At 62.2% G+C, this 22,599-nt stretch carries 17 protein-coding genes; 12 read left to right on the forward strand and 5 right to left on the reverse strand.

What is annotated here, in order from left to right:
* Positions 1 to 378 precede the first annotated feature (378 nt).
* A complete protein-coding gene (locus tag HV796_RS01195) occupies positions 379 to 2,913 on the forward strand; it encodes a hypothetical protein (RefSeq protein WP_175224329.1) in 2,535 nt (844 codons plus the stop codon).
* 93 nt (positions 2,914 to 3,006) lie between these two features.
* On the opposite strand, the gene clpA is transcribed toward HV796_RS01195, so the two are convergent.
* Positions 3,007 to 5,307: an ATP-dependent Clp protease ATP-binding subunit ClpA gene (gene clpA / locus HV796_RS01200; protein ID WP_175224330.1), complete on the reverse strand. Its 2,301-nt coding sequence runs from the start codon at positions 5,305 to 5,307 to the stop codon at positions 3,007 to 3,009.
* Positions 5,304 to 5,618 (reverse strand): ATP-dependent Clp protease adapter ClpS, encoded by a 315-nt coding sequence (gene clpS, locus HV796_RS01205; protein WP_075155947.1) that lies wholly within the window; start codon positions 5,616 to 5,618, stop codon positions 5,304 to 5,306. Before clpS ends, clpA begins: the two co-directional genes overlap by 4 nt.
* Before the next feature lie 584 nt (positions 5,619 to 6,202).
* On the opposite strand from clpS, the gene cspD reads away from it, so the two are divergent.
* Complete coding sequence (cspD, locus tag HV796_RS01210; RefSeq protein WP_175224332.1) at positions 6,203 to 6,409, forward strand: cold shock domain-containing protein CspD; 207 nt, start codon at positions 6,203 to 6,205, stop codon at positions 6,407 to 6,409.
* Between the two features lie 167 nt (positions 6,410 to 6,576).
* Here cspD and HV796_RS01215 read toward each other — a convergent pair whose 3' ends face one another.
* The 3 genes from HV796_RS01215 to icd all read right to left on the reverse strand — a co-directional run bounded on the left by HV796_RS01215 (position 6,577) and on the right by icd (position 10,162).
* On the reverse strand, positions 6,577 to 8,235 hold the full coding sequence (locus HV796_RS01215; protein ID WP_175224334.1) for a multicopper oxidase family protein: 1,659 nt from the start codon (positions 8,233 to 8,235) through the stop codon (positions 6,577 to 6,579).
* 167 nt (positions 8,236 to 8,402) lie between these two features.
* Positions 8,403 to 8,741, reverse strand: a complete 339-nt coding sequence (locus tag HV796_RS01220) for a hypothetical protein (protein WP_175224336.1) — start codon at positions 8,739 to 8,741, stop codon at positions 8,403 to 8,405.
* Between the two features lie 164 nt (positions 8,742 to 8,905).
* Positions 8,906 to 10,162 carry an NADP-dependent isocitrate dehydrogenase gene (icd, locus tag HV796_RS01225; RefSeq protein WP_175224338.1) on the reverse strand — a complete coding sequence of 419 codons (1,257 nt, stop codon included), beginning with the start codon at positions 10,160 to 10,162 and terminating at the stop codon, positions 8,906 to 8,908.
* Between the two features lie 393 nt (positions 10,163 to 10,555).
* On the opposite strand from icd, the gene HV796_RS01230 reads away from it, so the two are divergent.
* The 10 genes from HV796_RS01230 (at position 10,556) to HV796_RS01275 (ending at position 22,584) form a co-directional block, all read left to right on the forward strand.
* Positions 10,556 to 11,125 (forward strand): pseudouridine synthase, encoded by a 570-nt coding sequence (locus tag HV796_RS01230; RefSeq protein WP_175224340.1) that lies wholly within the window; start codon positions 10,556 to 10,558, stop codon positions 11,123 to 11,125.
* Positions 11,126 to 11,543: 418 nt separating this feature from the next.
* Complete coding sequence (locus HV796_RS01235) at positions 11,544 to 11,735, forward strand: hypothetical protein (RefSeq protein WP_175224342.1); 192 nt, start codon at positions 11,544 to 11,546, stop codon at positions 11,733 to 11,735.
* 146 nt (positions 11,736 to 11,881) lie between these two features.
* Positions 11,882 to 12,397: a DUF192 domain-containing protein gene (locus tag HV796_RS01240; RefSeq protein WP_175224344.1), complete on the forward strand. Its 516-nt coding sequence runs from the start codon at positions 11,882 to 11,884 to the stop codon at positions 12,395 to 12,397.
* A 262-nt stretch (positions 12,398 to 12,659) separates the two neighbouring features.
* A complete protein-coding gene (gene fusA, locus HV796_RS01245) occupies positions 12,660 to 14,765 on the forward strand; it encodes an elongation factor G (RefSeq protein ID WP_175224346.1) in 2,106 nt (701 codons plus the stop codon).
* Between the two features lie 166 nt (positions 14,766 to 14,931).
* A complete protein-coding gene (locus HV796_RS01250) occupies positions 14,932 to 15,450 on the forward strand; it encodes a cupin domain-containing protein (RefSeq protein ID WP_175224348.1) in 519 nt (172 codons plus the stop codon).
* A gap of 28 nt (positions 15,451 to 15,478) precedes the next feature.
* Positions 15,479 to 16,534 carry a HoxN/HupN/NixA family nickel/cobalt transporter gene (locus HV796_RS01255; RefSeq protein ID WP_175224350.1) on the forward strand — a complete coding sequence of 352 codons (1,056 nt, stop codon included), beginning with the start codon at positions 15,479 to 15,481 and terminating at the stop codon, positions 16,532 to 16,534.
* Between the two features lie 274 nt (positions 16,535 to 16,808).
* Positions 16,809 to 18,482, forward strand: coding sequence for an ABC transporter substrate-binding protein (locus HV796_RS01260; RefSeq protein ID WP_175224352.1), 1,674 nt, complete (start codon positions 16,809 to 16,811; stop codon positions 18,480 to 18,482).
* Between the two features lie 51 nt (positions 18,483 to 18,533).
* Entirely contained in the window at positions 18,534 to 19,541 is a 1,008-nt protein-coding gene (locus HV796_RS01265) for an ABC transporter permease (RefSeq protein WP_175224353.1), read from the forward strand.
* Entirely contained in the window at positions 19,538 to 20,449 is a 912-nt protein-coding gene (locus tag HV796_RS01270) for an ABC transporter permease (RefSeq protein WP_175224355.1), read from the forward strand. The genes HV796_RS01265 and HV796_RS01270 overlap by 4 nt, the downstream gene beginning before the upstream one ends.
* Entirely contained in the window at positions 20,446 to 22,584 is a 2,139-nt protein-coding gene (locus HV796_RS01275; RefSeq protein WP_175224357.1) for a dipeptide ABC transporter ATP-binding protein, read from the forward strand. The genes HV796_RS01270 and HV796_RS01275 overlap by 4 nt, the downstream gene beginning before the upstream one ends.
* Positions 22,585 to 22,599 lie beyond the last annotated feature (15 nt).

Below are 22,599 nucleotides of genomic sequence, written 5' to 3' on the forward strand. Positions count from 1 at the left end.
TTATGGTCGGGGTGACCGCTCGCTCGGTCCCCCAGCGTAATTCGAATTCGCTCTCAACACTCCGACCATCTTCAGTTTGACGCGTTATCAAAAAACAGCACTTCTTTTTGTGCTTCAAAATCATCTATATTTCAGCAACGAACTCTCGCCGCGCGCGATGCGTTGCGCCGAAAGTTCGCGAACCTGATCTGCCGGCACGCATCCGGCGTCTCATCGATCCTGTTGCAGGAGCAAGGTCCGCCACTCTGATTTTTCACAAGTCATTTTGTTAGTTATCCAAACTATAGTTTGTTTTTCGAATAACCGTAATTGAGCCGATTGCTTTCGACTTGACGAAAAGGCCAAGCGCAATCGAGATCCGTCGCTTCAGGAGGCAGTATGAATATCAAATACGATGCAGTCGTAGCGTCAGGCGCTGGCGAGTGGTACGGCCAGATGGTTGTTTCCAATCTTCGCTACGACGATGGCAGCCCGGTACAAGTCGAACAGTATTTGTCGATGACTTTCAACGCGCCTGCGGCAGTGACGAGTGCAGACATCACGGTTCTTTTCGTTTCATGGATCGAGACGACCGTCGAAGCGAACTCGGTACAACTCGATAGCAATCTGTTTTCCGTGACAGCCAAAATCAGCGTGGCCGCTGCGCATACGATGGTGTCAGGCGACCAGATTACGATCGGCGTCAACGGCGATCTCACGCAAGGCGCCGATACGTATCTGAACTCCTTTGTTATCGCAGCGGATCAATCGCCGGACATCAATGGCACCGCCGCTGTTACGTGTGCCGCCGCGCCGGATTCCGCGCTCGCCGGTGTCGCGCCCACGGTGAAATTCATTCGCGGCAGCCAGATCACCACCGTCACGCTTGCATACGGCAAGACGACAAACGTCACGCTTGCGGCTGGCGACTACACGATTCAAGGCGATGACGTTGCCACCAGCGATGGGACGGTTTCCGCGCCGTTGGTGATTTCGCCCAATCAGCTGACCGTTACCGCCGACTCGACCGTTTCAGTGAATGTGTCATTCGGTGCGGTACAGCGTGCAGGCGCGCTCGACATTGCGGTCGGTGCATTGAGCGGCCTAGAAAACGAGACGCTCAGCATTACCGTGATCGACAAGTCCAACGAGAATACGCTCGCGGCCTTTACCAGCGGCATCAACACGACCACGCATTTGCGTTCGCTTCCCGCGTCGGGTATCGCGCAAATCACGGTCGACAATATCTCTGTCAATAACGTCAACTATCGCTTTAGTGTTCCGGACGTCATCCTGGCAAACAAGCTGCAAACGGTTCAGATCAATGATTCCGCGGTCACGAAAAACCCGGTCGACACCACCGGGTTCGTCTCAGTGCCGATCAGCGTGACGGCAGACACGACCCTTCCTCAGCAAGTCACGTTGCGTTTGACCGGCAGCGCTATGAACTATACGCAGTCGATCGCCGTCGAGACCCAGAACACGGCATTCAGTGCGCCTGTGAAACCGGGCACCTATGCCGTGTCCGCGCCGGCCTTTCTATCGGGCGGCATCGTGTATGCAGTTGATGTACCGGCCGAATTCACCGTAGGAAGCGGACTGCCTCGCCACAAAGCGGCTACGCTCAATGTGTCGATCGAAAAATCGGCCAACCTCAATGTTCCGGGCTTTCCTTCGTATCTGTCATTCGGCGGGTGTGCGGATCTCACGCCCACCAATCAGGACGACTTCGTCAGCGCGCGGGCATCGTCCGTCTTCAAGTATGCCGGCAACGACGGCGCCGGCGACGCCAATACGTATCTCACGGATGACCCGGCGACCACCAGTACCATTGACCTCGCTCGCGGTGTCGAAGCCGGATTGAACGGACAGCCTGTCCTGCCCGTGATGATTTCATACACCTGCAACCTTTCGCTAGGCGATACACCGACCATGCTCGCGAACGCGGATCAGCATGCATGCAGTTTCGCGAATCTGATTCTTTCGCTGAACAAGGCCAATGACAGAATCGACACGACACACCCGGTGCCCGCAGGCTTCATCGTCAACCCGGATTTTCTTGGCTCGTGCCAGCAGGGCGATTACGCCCCAGACTATGCGATGCCCGTGCGCGCGCCACTGCAAACCGCGCTCGATCATTGGTCCGTTAGCGCGACGATTCCATCGACCATTACGGAAGACATCAAAGGGTATGTCGCCGCCGTCAATTGGCTGGTCTATACGGTGGCGCCGAAGATCGTGTTTGGCTGGCAAGTCAATCTGTGGGGCGTCGGCATGTCCGAATGGGTCTATCAGGACGTCGACCCTGTCGCCATGGCACAGCAGACTGCGGACTACATCAATAGCGTCGCAGCCTACAGCGGCAACAACAAGCCTCACTTTCTCGCAATCGACCGCTACGAAGCCGACGACTACACACAACGCGCATACGTGAACGGCTATTGCTACGGTCCACGCGAATGGGGCCGTTACTTCGATTTCTGCGAAGGTCTGAGCCGCGCGCTTAAACTCCCGGTGATGCCGTGGCAGATTCCAGCGAGCCGGACGCCGAACACGACCGATCAGGTCAATGCGGATTTCGATAACCAGCACTGGGGGACGGGCGGTAGCTATCTCATGGGCGACGCCGCGATCGGCTACGACTATCTCAACGTGAACCCGACAATTCTCGCGCTGCAGTTCTCCCCTGCGTTCCCTGACATGGGCGCGACAGCCGAAGATATGTACATTCGTTCCGAGCCGTTCGACATGACGAATCCCGCCTATACGGACTTTCCGTTACGCGGCATCTTTGCAGTACTACTCGGCGGCGGTGCGACGACAGGGATTATCTCGACCGTCGGTAATCCAGAGCCATGGACGCGCAACAAGCTGAATGCGTACATGGACAATCCAATCCGCTTCGGCGACAACCAGCAACGCAAACCGCGGTAATCAGACGATACCGCCAGGCACGCATTCAAAAAACAAACGGCGCGGGCATCATGCCCGCGCCGTCCTTTTAGCGCTTCCGGTCAGTTACCGGCTTTAATCCACCTCGACCGCTTCCGGATTCGGATTACGCGGCGGCAACGACTGCTCGTCGAAGGTCAATTGCACCTTATCGTCCTGATCAACGTCGACCGTCACCCGGCCGCCGTTCATCAGCTTGCCGAACAGCAGTTCGTCAGCCAATGCGCGTCGGATCGTGTCCTGAATCAGGCGTTGCATCGGACGCGCGCCCATCAGCGGATCGAAGCCATGCTTCGCAAGATGCTTGCGCAATCCGTCAGTGAAGAGCGCATCGACCTTCTTCTCGTGCAGTTGGTCCTCAAGCTGCATCAGGAACTTGTCGACCACGCGCATGATGATTTCCTCATCAAGCGAACGGAAGCTGATGGTCGCATCCAGACGATTACGGAACTCCGGCGTAAACATCCGCTTGATATCGGCCATTTCGTCGCCGGTTTCGCGGCGCGCCGTGAAGCCGATCGTCGACTTCTGCATCGCCTCGGCACCTGCGTTCGTCGTCATGATGATGATCACGTTGCGGAAATCCGCCTTGCGACCGTTGTTGTCGGTCAGCGTGCCGTGATCCATCACCTGCAGCAGCACGTTGAAGATGTCCGGATGCGCCTTCTCGATTTCGTCGAGCAGCAACACACAATGCGGCTTCTTCGTCACCGCTTCGGTTAACAGACCGCCCTGGTCGAATCCGACATAGCCCGGCGGCGCACCGATCAGACGGCTCACCGCGTGACGCTCCATGTACTCGGACATATCGAAGCGGATCAGCTCAATACCGAGCGTGAACGCGAGCTGCCGCGCCACTTCGGTCTTGCCGACTCCCGTCGGTCCCGAGAACAGGAACGCGCCGATCGGCTTGTCGGTCTTGCCCAGACCCGCGCGCGCCATCTTGATCGATGCGGACAACGCGTCGATCGCAGGGTCCTGCCCGAACACGACCGCCTTCAGGTCGCGATCGAGCGTCTGCAGCTTGCTGCGATCGTCCTGCGAGACGCTTTGCGCCGGCACGCGCGCGATCTTCGAGATGATCTCCTCGATCTCGCCCTTGCCGATCGTCCGCTTCTGCTTCGACTTCGGCAGGATACGTTGCGCCGCACCCGCTTCGTCGATCACATCGATCGCCTTGTCGGGCAGATGGCGGTCGGTAATGAAGCGCGCGGACAGTTCCGCCGCCGCCGACAGCGCACCCGATGAGTACTTCACGCCGTGGTGCTCTTCGAAGCGCGACTTCAGACCGCGCAGGATAGCCACCGTCTGCTCGACCGTCGGTTCCGTCACGTCGATCTTCTGGAAGCGGCGTGACAGCGCCGCGTCCTTCTCGAAGATGCCGCGGAATTCGGTGAACGTCGTCGCGCCGATGCACTTGAGCGTGCCCGACGACAACGCCGGCTTCAGCAGATTCGATGCGTCGAGCGTACCGCCCGAAGCAGCGCCCGCACCGATCAGCGTATGAATTTCGTCGATGAACAGAATTGCATGCGGACGCTCTTTCAGTTCCTTCAGCACCGTCTTGAGCCGCTGCTCGAAATCGCCGCGATACTTGGTGCCGGCGAGCAGCGCGCCCATGTCGAGCGAATACACTTGGGCGTCGGCCAGAATATCCGGCACTTCGCCGCGCATGATGCGCCACGCCAGCCCTTCGGCGATGGCCGTCTTGCCGACGCCGGCCTCGCCGACCAGCAGCGGGTTGTTCTTGCGCCGACGGCACAGCACCTGCACGACCCGCTCGACTTCCGCTTCGCGTCCGATTAGCGGGTCGATGCGGCCGTCCTTGGCCATCTGGTTCAGATTCTGCGTGAACTGCGCGAGCGGCGTTTCCTTCTGCGCAGCCGCTTCGTCGGATTCCGTGTTCGAATCGCTCGCCTTCGCCGCATCCGCGCTGTTTGTCTTCGCGATGCCGTGCGAGATGAAATTCACCACGTCCAGACGCGTCACGCCCTGCTGTTGCAGGTAGTAGACCGCGTGCGAATCCTTCTCGCCGAAGATAGCAACCAGCACATTCGCGCCGGTGACCTCCTTCTTGCCGTTCGAGGTAGACTGCACATGCATGATCGCGCGTTGGATCACACGCTGGAAACCGAGCGTGGGCTGCGTGTCGACATCGTCCGTGCCCGGCACGGTCGGTGTGTTGTCGTGAATGAAGTTGCGCAGGTTCTGACGCAGGTCTTCGATGTTGGCCGCGCATGCGCGCAGCACTTCCGCCGCTGTCGGATTGTCCAACAGCGCCAGCAAAAGATGTTCGACCGTTATGAACTCATGCCGTGCCTGGCGTGCTTCCATGAACGCCATATGCAGGCTGACTTCCAGTTCCTGGGCAATCATGCTTCCTCCATCACACACTGCAGCGGATGCCCGGCCTGCCGTGCGTGGGTAACGACTTGCTCGACTTTGGTCGACGCGATGTCCCGCGTGTAGACCCCACAAACTCCCCTGCCTTCGCGATGCACCTTCAGCATTATCTGCGTAGCGGTCTCACGATCTTTATTGAAATATTCCTGCACGATCATCACGACGAATTCCATCGGCGTGAAGTCGTCATTCAACAGCACCACTTTGTACATGGCTGGCGGTTTCAGCTTTTGTTCCTGCCGCTCCAGTACCGTGTTGTCCTGCTTGTCCGGGATAATCGCCATACACCCATTCTAAACAACTCGGACAGGCCCGCAATCCTGTCAAAACCCAACCGGCCGACCAGCCGGCCACAGCCGATGTTCATGTCGGCCAAGGCCAGCGGGCGTTGGCCCGTCGCGCTTGCGCTATGCGCGGGGCCGATCGCGGAACCAGCCCTCCGGTATTGCTCTTTCGTTCCAGTTTGCGGCTCAGGGCCGCCGTCGAAACGAGTATCGCACAACCTGCGCCAACGGACCTGAACCACGCCTGCACGTCGCCGAACCGCACGGCGCACAGCTGGCAGCAAGCTGCGCCAGGGAACGGATGTGCGTCGATTATGCGACTTTTCAAGATGTACCGCTTGGGTCACCGCACATAAGAAAAGAAGGAAAAACCCTGGAAATTGGTTCTTTACAACGGCGCACATTGCGTCTCAAAATTTTCTTGACACTCGAATAAAGAGCCTCAACAATCAAGCTGGCACTTTTTTCAACGTGCGGTCTATACGAAAAATTGCCGTTGGTGAGCTTGTGAGGAGGGGCGACTGCATTCCGCGGTCGTTGGGCTTTTCGAGGGCTCGTGTGATTGAGTTACAGGGGAAGTAGGTATGGCAACTGGTACGGTCAAATGGTTCAATGACGCGAAAGGTTTCGGATTCATTACGCCCGACGAAGGCGGTGAGGATCTGTTTGCACACTTTTCGGCTATCCAGATGAGCGGGTTCAAGACCCTGAAGGAAGGCCAAAAGGTGAGCTTCGAGGTCGTGCAAGGCCCCAAAGGCAAACAGGCATCGAACATCCAGGCTGCTGCCTGAATCCGTTCGATTCCCGTACCCTTTAAGAACCCGGCTTCATGCCGGGTTCCTCATTTTTAAAGCCCGACGGCATTCGAAACCCCGCTTTTGAAACCCGGCATACGCCGGGATTTTTATGTCCGGATGATTTCAACGCCGCGCGCCTTTCACCAATAGCGCCTGCACCGTCAAACCACTTTCAGCGTCGCCATCATCCCGAGATCTTCATGCTCGAGAATATGGCAATGAAACATCCGCTCGCCAGGCATTGACTGCACTGTCGCGATACGCACCGTCTCACCAGGCTGAACATTAACCGTATCGCGCCACGCGAGATACGGCTCCTTCCTTTTCGTGCCATTCCACTCGCGCTCAATGATCTGAAACTGCGTGCCATGCAAATGAAACGGGTGATCCATGTCGGTGCGGTTCTCAATCGACCAGTGCTCGACTTCGCCGCGGCGGCTGGTCAGCGCGATGCGCGCTGCATCGAACGTCGCGCCGTTGATCATGAACCTCATCCCTGCCGGCATCTCGTGCATCGTCGCGCCGGGTCGATGCATCGCTGCCATATCCATCTCTTCGGAAAAGACGACGGCCTTTTGCGGCGCCACCGTGCCTGCCGGCGGCTGCAGCGCTTCGATCGGGCGGAGCGGCGACGGGAGCGCATGCGGCGTCGGCGCGGCGCCAGCGCCAGCGCCGGCCGGTGCGAAGCGCACGTCGGCGAGCACCCGCGACGGGTCGGGCGGGAGGCTGTTGCCGTGCGTCATCGCCATCTTGCGCCGGTCGTAGACCGCCGCGCTGAGCGTCGCCTGCGACGGCCACTGGCCGGCGCGCACGAGCAGCTCGGCACGCTCGCCCGGCGCAAGCAGCAGTTCAGTCAGACCATCGCGCGCGTCACCCAGCAGACCGCCGTCGGTGCCGACCTGCGCGAACGGGTAATTGACGCCGAGCGATAGTCTCAAATAGCGGGCATTGCACGCGTTCCAGACCCGCCAGCGTTCGTCTCGCGTCACGACGATGCGCGGCCGGCGCGCACCGTTGACCAGCACGAACTGGCCTTCGCGGCCGTTCATCCAGTCCATCATGTCGTTCGGCGCGATCGATCCATCGGCGGCAAGTTTCAGGTCTGTGAAGAATAGATGACGCTCCGGCCACGCGACGAGCGGATCATCGGCCGCGCGCACGATGATCGGACCCGCGAGTCCGCGGTACACCTGCCCCGACGACAGCATGTGCGGATGCGGGTGATACCAGTAGGTCCCCGCGCTGCCGCGCGGCAGCGTGAAACGATAGACGCGCGATTCGCCCGGCGCGACCGGATCCGTCGGGTTGCCGTCCTGGTCGGGCGGCACCGGCAGTCCGTGCCAGTGGACGGTCGACGGCTCCGGCAAGCGGTTCACGAAACGGATCTCGACGGTATCTTCTTCACGCAGCTCAATCAGCGGCCCGACGATCGGGCCCTGCGCCGCATCGCCATACAGCCAGAACGACGTCTGCCTGCCCGGCATCAATGACCGGCGGACCGGCTGCGCGACGAGCGTCGCGCGAAATGTGCCGGGATCACTGCTTTCGTTGGCGAGCTTGCGCAATGCCGCGAGTGGCGCGCCAGCCAGCAGCGCGTTCGGCGATGCAAGCGTGACGCCGGTCGGTTGAGTGGCGTGCGGCGCCCCATTTTGCATGCCGGCCATGTCGTCCATGCCTTCCATACCGGACATACCGGACATACCCGACATACCGCTCATGTCGTGCATATCGTGGCCGGCGTGCTGCCCAATCGCGGCGCGCGCGCTCAGCGACGCGACGGCGACGCTGAGCGCGCGCGCCAGAAATTGCCTGCGAATCATCGGTTGTTTCCCTGTTTATTGCGTCGCGAGTCGCTAAGCGACTCGCTTGCGCGAATGTTATGTGACAGCGAACGACGCGTCGATGTGACCGGGAGACGACAGCGCCGCACGCGCAGCGTTCGTTTAACGCGAAGCCGCAGCGCAGCTGCATGCGAAGCGTCCGATGTTCAGACGAGCGAAATGGGCGGGCGAACCGGCGGCGCGCGCATGATGCCCGCATAGCGGGGCGCGGCGCTGGGGCGCGCAACGCCGTCTGCCCGCCGCTGCGGGCAGAAACGATAGGTCTCGATCAGCGCGCCGCAGTGCACGCCGCAATCGGTCGCACAACATGGGCAGCGGTGACGACAGGACGCGGCTTGCCCGTCGCGGGCGGAAACGGGCTGCTGCGCTGAAGCACAGAGCGCCACCGCCCGCACCGCATCGACGTCGTGCGTATGCGCGCGAGCGCCCTGCATTGCCAGCAACGCCAGTGACAGCACGATAAAAAGCCGCAGCAACGACATCATTCCTCATTGGCCGGATAACCGTTCGCGAGAGCATAGCGCAGGTCACAGCGCCACGTTGCCGACCCGACCGGTCTCATCGGAGCAGGTTTGACGCTGGCGCAAAAAAGCAAAAACCCCGACGCACGCGCAGTGCACCGGGGTTCTTCAGAACGGCACGGCCCGACTTACATATTCTCGATCATCACCTGACCGAAGCCCGAGCACGACACCTGCGTCGCACCTTCCATCAAACGGGCGAAGTCATACGTCACACGCTTCTGCAGGATCGACTTTTCCATCGACGAGATGATGACGTCAGCCGCTTCGGTCCAGCCGAGATGGCGCAGCATCATTTCCGCCGACAGGATTTCCGAACCCGGATTCACGTAGTCCTTGCCCGCATACTTCGGCGCGGTGCCGTGCGTCGCTTCGAACATTGCCACCGAATCCGACATGTTCGCGCCCGGTGCGATACCAATGCCGCCCACTTGCGCAGCCAGCGCGTCTGAAACGTAATCGCCGTTCAGGTTCAGCGTCGCGATCACGTCGTATTCGGCCGGACGCAGCAGGATCTGCTGCAGGAACGCGTCGGCGATCACGTCCTTCACGACGATCTCGTTGCCCGTCTTCGGGTTCTTGAACTTCATCCACGGGCCGCCGTCCACCAGTTCCGCGCCGAATTCCTTCTGCGCGAGCGCATAGCCGTAGTCACGGAACGCGCCTTCGGTGAACTTCATGATGTTGCCCTTGTGCACCAGCGTGACCGAGCGGCGGTCGTTGTCGATCGCGTACTGGAGCGCCTTGCGCACGAGACGCTCAGTGCCTTCCTTCGACACCGGCTTCACGCCGATTGCCGACGTTTCCGGGAAGCGGATTTTCTTCACGCCCATTTCTTCGCGCAGGAACTTGATGACCTTCTTCGCCTGCTCCGATTCCGCGGCCCATTCGATGCCCGCGTAGATGTCTTCCGAGTTCTCGCGGAAGATCACCATGTTGGTCTTTTCCGGCTCACGCACCGGCGACGGCACACCCTTGAAGTACTGCACCGGGCGCAGGCAGACGTACAGATCGAGTTCCTGACGCAGCGCAACGTTCAACGAACGGATACCACCGCCGACCGGCGTGGTCAGCGGGCCCTTGATCGACACCACGTATTCCTTGACCACAGCAAGCGTTTCTTCCGGCAGCCACACATCCGGACCATAGACCTTGGTCGCCTTTTCGCCGGCGAACACTTCCATCCAGTGGATCTTCTTCTTGCCGCCGTACGCCTTCTCAACCGCCGCATCCACGACCTTGATCATCACCGGGGTGATATCGAAACCGGTGCCATCGCCTTCGATGTACGGAATGATCGGCTGGTCGGAAACGTTGAGCGAGAAATCCGCGTTGACGGTGATCTTGTCACCGCCCGTCGGAACCTTGATGTGCTGATACGCCATGATCGGACTCCAGTGATGGCTGTGCTGGTGAAAGCAGATTGGGGACCTGCGAAACTGGGGCGCTCCTGTTACGCGCATACCTGACGCCGGTGAGCGGCCAGGCCGCTATTCTAGCCCACCGTGGCGCGCGAACGCTCTGATGGACCGGCCCGGCAGTGCTTGCACGGCGGCGGCACGGCACCGACACGGAGCGTCGCGCGAATAGGGTCATGCGCGATGTCTTAGGTCTTATATAAGACAAAAGACTGGTCGGTCCGTATTATGCATTAATATCCCGCCACTTGCCACGGGTGCACCTTGCAGATTACAGCCTGCAACGCAGTGTGACGCGCCCGTGACGTGTTTTTCAAGCCGATTATTCACGCCGAGACGGCTCCCGCAAATATTTCCAGCATGCCCCTGCTCGCCCTGAACAAACCCTACGGCACGATCTGCCAGTTCTCGCCACACGAGACGCGCCCGTCGCTCGCGGACTGGGTGCGCGTGCCGGGCGTCTATCCGGCGGGCCGGCTGGACTCGGACAGCGAAGGCCTGCTGCTGCTCACCGACGATGGCGCGCTGCAAGCGCGTATTGCCGAGCCGCGTCACAAACTTGTCAAACGCTACTGGGCGCAAGTGGAAGGCGAGCCGCGCGCCGCCGACCTGAAGACGCTCGCGCGCGGCGTGGACCTGGGCGACTATTTGACGCGCCCGTGTCGCGTCGAATTTGTCGAGCCGCCCGCTGCGCTATGGCCGCGCAATCCGCCGATCCGCTATCGCGCGGCGAAACCGACCAGCTGGATCGAACTGTCGATCACCGAAGGCAAAAACCGGCAGGTGCGCCGGATGACCGCCGCGGTCGGCTTCCCGACGTTGCGTCTGGTGCGCGTCGGCATCGGCGCACTCGATATCTTTGCGCTCGGCCTCGCGCCCGGCGACACCGTCGAGCTGCCCACGCGCGCGCCGTGGGACGGTGTTGCGTGATCCACATCGCCTTCGCGCGACGCGCACGCAACGCGCGCTTGTCGGTCAGCTAAGTCGTTGTACCAGCAAACTTTTCAGCGCTGCGCCGCCGCGCTCGCGCAAGACTTGCCCGATCGAAGCGCGCGCACTTGACACAAATTCACCGGGACTGCCGTCAACCGCAGCGCAACACGACGCGTTACACGACGCAGATGCCGCCCGAGCTATCCGGCATTCAGCCTCACGAGCGCCTCGCACGCCGTCCAGCCAACCGCTGCCGGCAACGCGCGGGCTCTGCAAGCTCACAGCCGTCTCGTGAAAATATCTGCGGAAGATTTCGATGAAGCGGCTGTCAACCGAAAGGTGGATGGCACGTTGAACGACATGACTCGACCAACGGGTCATTTGGTTAATTAACTAAAGCTGAGGATTTTACAAAATGAACAAACTGATCGCCGCTCTGGTCGCTGGCCTCTTCGCATCGGCTGCTTTCGCACAAGCTTCGGCACCGGCTGACGCCGCTGCTCCGGCAACGGCTGCTTCGTCGGCTCACAAGGCAACGAAGAAGCACACCAAGCATGCTTCGAAGAAGAAGGCAGCTCCGGCTGCTGCTTCGGCCGCTTCGGAATAAGTTTGAAGAAATAACGCAGTCAAGAACAAGTCGTACCTGCCGTTCTTACGGCGTTGAAAGGCGGATCGCCACGAGGCCATCTGCCTTTTTCTTTTTCGACGCGCTCGCGTAACATTCGCGGTTCATCTTCAGCAAGGAGTTCCGTCGTGCGATTCAACCCGCGCTCGTTATGGGCGAATTTTGCGGCGCGCTGCGCGCTTGCCGTCGCGTTGTCGGTTATCGCGTTGTCGTTTGCCGCCGTGCCGGCGCGCGACGCGTTTGCGCAAATCCCGCCCGGTGCGAAGCAGCCCGGCGACTTCCCGCGTGTGAAGCTGACCGCCGGCATGTTCGTGATCGACGCCGCCGTCGCCGCGAACGACCCGGATCGCGAACAAGGTCTCATGTACCGCACGGAGCTCAAACCGAACGAAGGCATGCTGTTTGTCTTCAACGAGAACGCGGTGCACTGCTTCTGGATGAAGAACACGCTGATCCCGTTGTCGATCGCGTTCATCCGCGCGGACGGCACGATTACCGACATCGACGAGATGCAGGCCGAAACCACCAACAATCACTGCCCGCGTAATAACGGCGTATACGCGCTCGAGATGAGCAAGGGCTGGTTCGAGTCGAAGGGCATCAAGCCCGGCATAAAGATTCAAGGGCTACCGCAACCCCAGTAACCAACGCGCTGCAAACAGCGCGTAAAAAGCCGGCTGGCGCACGGGCGCGCAAGCCGGCTTTTTTTGCGTCTGCGCGACGCCACTTCGCACCGAGCGCGATGCGCGGCGCGCCATATACGCTTGCCGCAGTGCGGAAGATTCAAGCAAAAGGTAAACCGACACGCTATCCTTATAGTCTCTGCCAGTCGCGCCGCAGCCGACCCGATGGGTGTTCAACCCGGCTGGCGGCTTCCAGGCGGCGCGCTATTTCATGGAGGTTCACGTGCCCCGCAAGACTCCCATCGAGCGCTACCGCAACATCGGGATCAGCGCTCACATCGATGCCGGTAAAACGACTACCACCGAGCGCATCCTCTTCTACACCGGCGTGACTCACAAGATCGGCGAGGTTCACGACGGAGCGGCGACGATGGACTGGATGGAGCAGGAGCAGGAGCGTGGCATCACGATCACGTCGGCCGCCACGACCGCGTTCTGGAAGGGCATGGCCGGCAATTATCCGGAGCATCGGATCAACATCATCGATACCCCGGGACACGTCGATTTCACGATCGAAGTCGAGCGCTCGATGCGCGTGCTCGACGGCGCGTGCATGGTGTACGACTCGGTCGGCGGCGTGCAGCCGCAGTCGGAAACCGTATGGCGCCAGGCGAACAAGTACAAGGTGCCGCGCATCGCGTTCGTCAACAAGATGGACCGGGTCGGTGCGGACTTTTTCCGCGTGCAGCGGCAGATCGGCGAGCGTCTGAAGGGCATCGCGGTGCCGATCCAGATTCCGGTCGGCGCCGAGGAACATTTCGAAGGTGTGGTCGACCTTGTGAAGATGAAGGCAGTCGTCTGGGACGATGAGAGCCAGGGCATCAAGTTCGAGTACAAGGACATTCCAGCGAATCTCGTCGATCTCGCGCATGAATGGCGCGGAAAAATGGTCGAGGCCGCTGCGGAAGCAGACGAAGTGCTGCTCGAAAAGTACCTCGAAGACCATGAGAGCCTGACCGAAGACGAAATCAAAGGCGCGCTCAGAAAGCGCACGATCGCCAACGAGATCGTGCCGATGCTGTGCGGCAGCGCGTTCAAGAACAAGGGCGTGCAGGCCATGCTCGACGCCGTGATCGACTATCTGCCGTCGCCGGTCGATGTGCCGGCCATTCTCGGCCACGACGAACACGACAACGAGACGGAGCGTCATCCGAGCGATGAGGAGCCGTTCTCAGCGCTCGCGTTCAAGATCATGACGGACCCGTTCGTCGGTCAGCTGATCTTCTTCCGCGTGTACTCGGGCGTGATCGAATCGGGTGGCACGGTCTACAACGCGGTGAAGGAGAAGAAGGAGCGCCTCGGCCGGATCCTGCAGATGCACGCGAACGAGCGCAAGGAAATCAAGGAAGTGCGCGCGGGCGACATCGCCGCGGCCGTCGGCCTGAAGGACGCGACCACCGGCGACACGCTATGCGACCCCGATCACGTGATCATCCTCGAACGGATGATCTTCCCGGAACCGGTGATTTCCCAAGCCGTCGAGCCGAAGACCAAGGCCGATCAGGAAAAGATGGGCATGGCGCTGAATCGTCTGGCGCAGGAAGACCCGTCGTTCCGCGTCGCCACCGACGAAGAATCCGGCCAGACCATCATCTCCGGCATGGGCGAGCTGCACCTCGAAATCATCGTCGACCGGATGAAGCGCGAGTTCGGCGTCGAAGCGACGGTCGGCAAGCCGCAGGTCGCGTATCGCGAAACGATCCGCACCAAAGTCGACGATGTCGAAGGCAAGTTCGTCAAGCAGTCGGGCGGCCGGGGCCAGTACGGTCACGCGGTCCTCGGGCTGGAGCCGAACCCGGCGAAGGGCTACGAGTTCCTCGACGAGATCAAGGGCGGCGTGATTCCGCGCGAGTACATCCCGGCTGTCGACAAGGGCATCCAGGAAACGCTGAAGGCCGGTGTACTGGCGGGCTACCCGGTCGTCGACGTGAAGGTTCACCTGACGTTCGGTTCGTACCACGACGTCGACTCGAACGAAAATGCATTCCGGATGGCCGGTTCGATGGCGTTCAAGGAAGGCATGCGTCGCGCGAAGCCGGTGCTGCTGGAACCGATGATGGCGGTCGAAGTGGAAACGCCGGAAGACTTCATGGGCAACGTGATGGGTGACCTGTCCGGCCGGCGCGGCATCGTGCAGGGCATGGAAGATATCGCGGGCGGCGGCGGCAAGCTGGTGCGCGCCGAAGTGCCGCTCGCGGAAATGTTCGGCTATTCGACGTCGCTGCGCTCGCTCACACAAGGCCGCGCGACGTACACGATGGAATTCAAGCATTACGCGGAAACGCCGAACAACGTGTCCGAATCCATCGTCAATACAAAAAAGCGGTAACCGCTGTTCGATGTGCCGAAGCCCGTTCATTCAGGACGGGCTTTTTTTTCGCGCCCGCGCGGCTGACCGTCCGATGAGTCGATCAGCCCTAGGCCGTGCGGGCAATTTATGACCATGCCAGAATAACCAGACGAGTGACCTCAAGGTAGGCACAAGGAGATAAGTAATGAGCGATAACCACGACGACCTGAATCGACCGGTGCACGGTGCTCACGATGGGCCGATCGACTGGCGTGAGCATGGCGTGAAAGTGATCCGCGGCGACCAGCTCGACACGAACACGCCGCAAACGCCGGGCATGAACCGCGCGGCCGCGATCAACGCGGCCCGCGTCGGCGCACAGAAAATCTGGGCCGGCACAGTGACGATCCATCCGAACGCGAAGACCGGCGCGCATCATCACGGCGCACTCGAAAGCGTGATCTATGTGGTGCGCGGCCATGCGCGGATGCGCTGGGGCGAGCACCTGGAATTCACCGCTGAAGCGGGCCCAGGCGACTTTATCTTCGTGCCGCCGTACGTCCCGCACCAGGAGATCAACGCGAGCACCGACGATCCGCTCGAATGCGTGCTCGTGCGCAGCGACAACGAAGCGGTGGTCGTGAACCTGGATATCGATGCGATCGAACAGCCCGAAACGGTCTATTGGGTCGATCCGATCCACAAACATCCGCACGAACACTGACGTGTCCGCCCTTTCCTGACGACGCCACATGACGCCGACCGCCACGCGCTTTCACCTGCCGACACGAAAACTGCTCATCCTGTATGGGCCGCTGATTGCCGCGAATCTCGGCGCGTGGGCATGGGCGCTGATCGCATTCCGTCACTATCCGCTGCTGCTGGGCACCGCGCTGCTCGCGTACGGCTTCGGCCTGCGACACGCAGTCGACGCGGACCATATCGCAGCGATCGATGCCGTCACGCGCAAGCTGATGCAGCAGGGCAAGCAACCGCTTGGCGTCGGCCTCGCATTTTCGCTTGGCCATTCCACGATCGTGATCGCCGCGACCATCGGCATCGCACTGACCGCGTTATCGCTCCATGGCCGCTTCGACGAATTCAAGGCGGTGGGCGGCACAATCGGCACGCTGGTGTCCGCAGGCTTTCTGCTGGTGCTCGCGGGCGTGAATCTCACGATCCTGCGTGACGTGTGGCGCCGCTATCGAGACGACCGGCACGCGCAACGCGGCGGCGATCAAGCCGCCACACGCATGAACGTCGCGGCCGCGGCAAACGCGGCCGCGCCCGCCGGATTGCTGTCGCGCGCGCTAAGGCCGCTATTTCGCGTCGTCACGCAGAGCTGGCATATGTACCCGGTCGGCGTGCTGTTCGGGCTCGGCTTCGACACCGCCACCGAGATCGGCCTGCTCGCGATTGCCGCGGGCGAGGCCAGCAAAGGCCTGCCGCTTTACTCGATCCTGGTCTTCCCGGCGCTCTTCACGGCCGGCATGACGCTGGTCGACTCGACCGATAACGTATTGATGGTCCACGCGTACGGCTGGGCGATGGATGATCCGAAGCGCAAGCTTTACTACAACGCGAGCATCACGTTCGTATCGGCGCTGGTCGCGATCGCGATCGGCAGCATCGAGGCGCTCGGCCTGATTGCCGACAAGTTGGGCGTCTCCGGCGGCACATGGGATGCGGTCGCCGCCGTCAATACGCAGTTCGGCCTGCTCGGCTATGGCATCGTCGCTGTCTTCATGGCGTGCTGGATCGGCTCGATCCTGTTCCATCGCTGGCGGCGCGCGCCTGTCGCTCACTGACACCGCACCGAATTCTCACTGAATGTGCCGATGCGCACGCGCCGCTTGCGACGCGTGCGCATACAAACCGACGCCCGATCGAACCCCGAACGTTGTCAGCGCGAGACACGCTGCGGGCTCCACGCCGCGGTTCCCGGCCGCAAACGCGCCGAACCGCAGGGCAATCGCTTACACTGAGCCCGCATCCATCGTCGCAGTACCGCTCGCACCGCCGCGCCCCTTGTTTCGCCCTGTCGCGCGCGGCGCTCAACAGAACGGACCGGACTATCCATCGATGAAGATCCCCGCGGACCTCCCGTACCCACCGCATGTACGCCGGGCCCTCGAGGCCGCCCGCCGCGGCGCCGACCCGTACGGCCACCATGCGATCGACGAATTTCTCGCTGGCCGCCTGTCACGCCGCGACCTGCTGCGTTACGCGAGCGTGATCGGGCTTTCGCTGGCGGGCGCGGGTCTGGTCGGACCGCGCGACGTGCGGGCGCAAGGCGCGTCGAACGCGACGATCCGCGTCGCCCATCTGATGCCGGCCGGCGCCGTCGATCCGTTGACCGTCACCGACGCCGGCAGCCTCGCGCTGTTGAACCAGACGGGCGAATTCCTGCTCGATGACGACAGCGAAAAACTGATGCTGCGGCCAGCGCTCGCGATCTCGTGGAAGCCGAACGACAAGGGCGACGTGTGGACCTTCAGGCTGCGCCAGAACGTGAAGTTCAGCGACGGCGCGCCGTTCACCGCGAAGGACGTTGCCGCGACGTTCGACCGCCTCGCGGACCCGGCGAGCGGCTCGGCGGCGCTATCGGTGTTGAAGCGTGTGCTGTCGAAGGGTGGCACCCGGGTCGTCGACGAGCACACGGTCGAATTCCACCTCGACGCGCCGACCGGCAACTTTCCGTACTACGTTTCGTCGGACAACTACAACGCGATCATCCTGCCCGCCAGCTATGCGGGTGACTACGAGAAGTCCTTTATCGGCACCGGGCCGTTCAAGCTCGAGAAGTATCAGCCGAAGGTCGGCGCGTCGTTCGTGCGCAACCCGGACTACTGGGGCGAAAAGGCGTTGCCGGAGCGCGTGCAATTCGTGTTCTACGCGGACCAGCAGGCGCAGATTCTCGCGTTGCAGGGCCATCAGGCGGACGTGATGGGCACCTTCACCGTACAGGGCGGGCTGGGTCTGCTGAACAATCCCGAGTTCAAGGTGATCGGCGTGAAGTCGAGTGCGCACCGGCAGATTCACATGCGCAACGACAGTCCGCAATTCAAGGACAAGCGCGTGCGTCAGGCGATGGCGCTGTCGATCGACCGCGACGTGATCGTGCGCGGCCTGTTTCGCGGCCGTGCGCAGATCGGCAACGACAGCCCGTTCGCACCGGTGTTCCCGTCGTCCGATGCCGGCGTACCGCAACGCCGGATCGACGTCGCGAAAGCCAAACAGTTGCTTGCGCAGGCGGGTGTGCCGAACGGCTTCGATATCACGCTGACGACCGAGAAGTACATGGAACTGCCGGATCTCGCAGTCGTCGTGCAGAACTACGCGAAGGCGATAGGCGTACGCATCAACCTGAAGGTCGAGAGCCAGTCGATGTACTACGGCGCGGGCGCGCCCGGCAAGTCCGACTGGCTCGACGCGCCATTCGGCATCACCGATTACGGCGCGCGCGGTGTGCCGAACGTGTTCCTGAAGGCGCCGCTGACCAGCACGGGCACGTGGAACGCGGCGCACTTCAGGAATCCGCAGTACGACCGGCTGGTTGCCAATTTCGATGCGGCGCTCGACATCACATCGCAAAAGCGGATCTCTGCGCAAATCCAGACGCTGCTGCTCGACGAAAGCCCGGTGATCATTCCTTTCTTTTACGATCAGTTGATAGCGGCACGCGCGAAGCTCAATGGCGTGCGTTTCACTGCGCTCGCGCAGTTGTACTTCGATCGCGCGGTGATCGGCGCGTAGCCGGTTCGCTCACACCGGTCGCCGCAATAACCCGGTCGCAAAGGGAGATCGATGTCGACCACTGCCTCCACCGTCACACGCGGCGCGTCGGGCAACACGGCTCGGGTCGCCGCCTTTCTCGCGGCGCGTCTCGCGCTCGCGCTGGTCACGCTGTGGCTGCTGTCGGTGCTCGTGTTCGCGGGAGGGCAATTGCTGCCTGGCGACATCGGCCGCGCGATCCTGGGCCCGCTCGCCGATGCACGCGCGGTCGCCGCGCTCAATCATCAACTCGGCGCGGACCAGCCGCTTCTCACCCAATACACGCAGTGGATCACGCATCTGATGCACGGCGACATGGGCACGTCGTACGCGTTTCGCGAACCGGTTGCGCCATTCGTCGGCAGCGCGCTGGCGAACTCGGCCAAGCTCGGGCTGCTCGCGTTTATCATCGTCGTGCCGCTGGGCATCGCGGGCGGCGTATGGGCCGCGCTACATGAAGGACGCTGGGTCGACCGCACGATCAGCATCGCGGGACTGTCGGCAACCGTGGTGCCGGAGTTCGTGTCGTCGATCGTGCTGATTCTCGTGTTCGGCGTGTGGCTGCAGTGGCTGCCGATCGAAGCCACCGCGCCGGCCGGCGCCGGCGCGCTCGAACAGCTGCGGCATCTGATCCTGCCGGTCCTGCCGCTGGTGTTTATCTTCTTCGGCTATATCGCGCGGATGGCACGCGCCGGCACGGTCGAAGCGCTCGATGCGGACTACACGCGCACCGCGATCCTCAAAGGACTGCCGCCGCACATCGTGATTTTCCGGCACGTGCTGCGCAATGCGCTGCTACCGACCGTCACGGTCGCCGCCACGCAGCTGGGCTATATGATCGGCGGCCTCGTCGTCGTGGAGACGCTGTTTCACTATGAGGGTATCGGTTCGCTGATCTACAACGCCGCGAAAGCGAAGGACTTTCCGATGCTCGAAGCTGGGGTGCTGACGGTCGGCGTCGTGTATACGGTGGCCAATTTCGTTGCCGATGCGTTGCACGTCACACTCAATCCGCGCCTGCGCGTGAGGAGCGCCGAATGACAAGCGCCGCACCCGGTACGCCTGAAGCGCCCGACGCCACCTCTGCAACCACCCCCGCCGCACCGCCGCCGCGCGCGCAGGAGCCGCGTTACGAACGCCTGCGCTTGCTGCTTCTGTCGCCGAGCTTCCTGATCGGCGTGTTGATTGTGCTGTGGTGGGTCGCCTGCGCAATCGCCGGCAAATGGATCGCGCCGCACGATGCGTATGCGTCGGATCCTCTGAACTCGCTGCTGCCGCCCGATCATACGCACTGGTTCGGCACCGATCAGCTCGGCCGCGATGTCTATTCGCGCGTGATCGTCGGTGCGCGCGACATTCTGACGATCGCGCCGCTCGCCACACTGGTCGGCACGGTGGCCGGCACCGCGCTGGGTCTTCTGGTCGGCTATTTCGGCGGATGGGTCGATCATCTGATTGGCCGCGTGATCGATGCGGTGCTCGCGTTGCCGCTCGTGATCGTCGCGCTGCTTGCGCTCGCCGCGGTCGGCGCGTCGAACCTCACGGTGATTCTCGTGATCGGCATCACGTTCATGCCCATCACCGCGCGCACCGTGCGCGCCGCGGTGCTCGCCGAACGCCATCTCGACTATGTCGCCGCCGCGCAGCTGCGCGGCGAGCACGCGTTCTACATCATGTTCGCCGAAATTCTGCCGAACGTACTGTCGCCGATCGTCGTCGAAGCGACGGTGCGCCTCGGCTACGCGATCTTTTCAGTCGCGACGCTGTCGTTCCTCGGCTTCGGTATCCAGCCGCCGTCCGCGGACTGGGGGCTCGCGCTGTCCGAGTCGTACACGCTGATGGCGGGCGGCGCATGGTGGACCGTCGTATTCGATGCGGCGGCGATCGCGTCATTGGTGGTCGGCGTGAATCTGATTGCCGACAGCGTGCAAGGAGTGCTCGACCGATGAGCGCATCGCCGGCTGCTGCGTTTCCCGCATTCGACATATCGAAGCGCGACCGTTCGGATGCGCTGACCCTCGTCGGCCTCACCGTTGCGTATCGCGTGCGCGGACGCGATCGCGACGTGCTGCAGGATGTCTCGTTTCGCGTGCGGCGCGGCGAGGCCTATGGGCTTGTCGGCGAATCGGGCTGTGGCAAGTCGACCGTCGCCATGGCGGTGCTGCGCTATCTCCCGCGCAATGGCCGCGTGAAAGCCGGCCGCATTTCGATTGCCGGTGAGGACGTCGAGTCGCTCGATGCCCACGCGTTGCGCGAGTTGCGCGCGAACGCGATCTCGATGGTCTATCAGGACCCGTCGCGCGCGCTGAACCCATCGTTGACTATCGCGCGCCAGGTCGCGGAAGCGTTCGAAGTAACCGGCGCAACCTATGACGACGCGCTGCGGCGCGCACTCGAGATGCTGCGGCGAGTCAGGATCGCGGCGCCCGAGCGCGTGATGGACAGCTACCCGCACGAACTGTCGGGCGGCATGCAGCAGCGCGTGGTGATCGCGATGGCGCTCGCGTCGAACCCAGCGCTGCTGATACTCGACGAACCGACCACGGGCCTCGATGCGACGGTCGAAGCGGAAGTACTCGATCTGATCGCGCAGTTGCGCAACGAATATGGCACCGCGGTGCTGTTCATCAGCCACAACCTCGCGGTGATCGGCAAGATGTGCGAACGGGTCGGCGTGCTGTATGCGGGCAAGCTCGTCGAAGAAGGTGCGACGCGCGACGTGTTCGCACGGCCGCGCCATCCTTATACGGTCGGTCTGCTGCGCTGCCTGCCGAGCCCCGGCCGCAACAAGGATACCGACCGGCTCGACACGATCGCAGGCAGCCTGCCGTCGCCCGGGTCGATCAAGCAAGGCTGCATCTATGTGGACCGCTGCCTCCTCGCCGACGAACGCTGCCGTCGCGATGCGCCGCCGCCGTACCGGATGAGCGCGCAACATGGCGATCAGATGTCGCGTTGTCACTATCACGAGCGCGCGATCGAATTGCCGCGCGCCAATGCGCATGTCCCTGCTCAGCGCACATCCTCTGCGCCATCCGCACCATCCGCGCACACGCAAACGGAGGCGCCACCGGCTGTGTCGAAGCCCGACGGAGTCGAGCGCGTGCTGCGCGCGGAGCGCATCTCGAAGACCTTTCACGCATCGGGCGCGGTGCTACGCGCGGTCGATGCGGTCTCGCTCGAGCTTGCGGCGGGCGAGACGCTGGGCCTCGTCGGCGAATCGGGCAGCGGCAAGACGACGCTCGCGAAAATGCTGCTCGGACTGATTGCGCCCGACACAGGCGGCGTGCTCGAACTCGACGGTTCGCCGTTGCCGTCACGCGTGACACGCCGCAACGACGAGCAGGTGAAGTCGCTGCAGATCGTGTTTCAGAATCCCGATTCGGCGCTTAATCGCGCGCATTCGGTCAAGCGTCTGATCGGTCGCGCACTTTCGCGGCTCACGTCCTTACGCGGCCTTGCGCGCGAAGAGCGGCTCACCTCGCTCGCCGCCTCGGTACGCTTGCCGGACCGCTATCTGAGTGCGCGCACGCGGCAATTGTCCGGTGGACTCAAGCAGCGTGTCGCGATTGCGCGCGCGTTCGCAGGCGACCCGCGCGTCGTGGTCTGCGACGAGCCGACATCCGCGCTCGACGTGTCGGTACAGGCCGCGATCCTGAACCTGCTCGCGGATCTGCAGCGCGAACATCGCGTGAGCTACGTGTTCATCTCGCACGACTTGCACGTCGTGCGTTATCTGTCGGACCGCATCGCCGTGCTATACGTCGGGCGGCTGCTCGAGATCGGGCCGGCTGCCGCCGTGTTCGATGGCCCACATCATCCGTATACGGAAGCGCTGCTGTCGTCGGTGCCCACGCTCGATGCGCATGCAACGAGCGCCGACCGTCAACGCATCCATCTCGAGGGCGAGCCGCCCAGTCCCGCTGCGCCGCCTTCGGGCTGCGTGTTCCATACGCGCTGCCCGCGCAAGATCGGCTCGATCTGCGAACAGCAGGACCCGCCCTGCTCCGATGCCGGCGACGGCCATCAAATTCGCTGCCATATCCCGATCGACGAGCTTCGCTCGCTTCAGCGGCGCGGATGAAACGTCGCGCGCGCT

This window comes from Paraburkholderia humisilvae, assembly GCF_902859855.1.
GTDB classification, from domain to species: domain Bacteria; phylum Pseudomonadota; class Gammaproteobacteria; order Burkholderiales; family Burkholderiaceae; genus Paraburkholderia; species Paraburkholderia humisilvae.